Below are 333 nucleotides of genomic sequence, written 5' to 3' on the forward strand. Positions count from 1 at the left end.
GGTGTCGGCCGATCCAGAATCAAGCAACGCTTGACTCTCGATTCCAGGCCTCACATGACACCCACCTACACAACTTCGTCCCTTCCCGCGCCCGTTTACTGGCTGGCGCTCGGCGCTTTCGCGATCGGAACGGAAGGCTTCATGATTTCTCCGCTTCTTCCTGGACTCGCGACCGATCTGTCAGTGACGATCGAAACGGCAGGACAGCTGGTGACAGTATTCGCGCTCGCCTACGGCCTCAGTTCCCCTGTCCTGACGGCATTGAGCGGCAGCATGAACCGGCGGACGTTGCTGCTCGCGAGCATGATCGCCTTCGCGCTTTCCAACCTGCTC

Annotated in this window: 1 protein-coding gene; it reads left to right on the plus strand. The window is 60.1% G+C overall.

The window, feature by feature from the left end; genetic code table 11:
• Nucleotides 1–54 precede the first annotated feature (54 nt).
• Nucleotides 55–333 (plus strand): MFS transporter (locus SB753_RS35700; protein ID WP_410804806.1); only part of this gene is annotated, 279 nt, incomplete at its 3' end.

This window comes from Paraburkholderia sp. SIMBA_053 (assembly GCF_046534895.1).
GTDB lineage: Bacteria > Pseudomonadota > Gammaproteobacteria > Burkholderiales > Burkholderiaceae > Paraburkholderia > Paraburkholderia caledonica.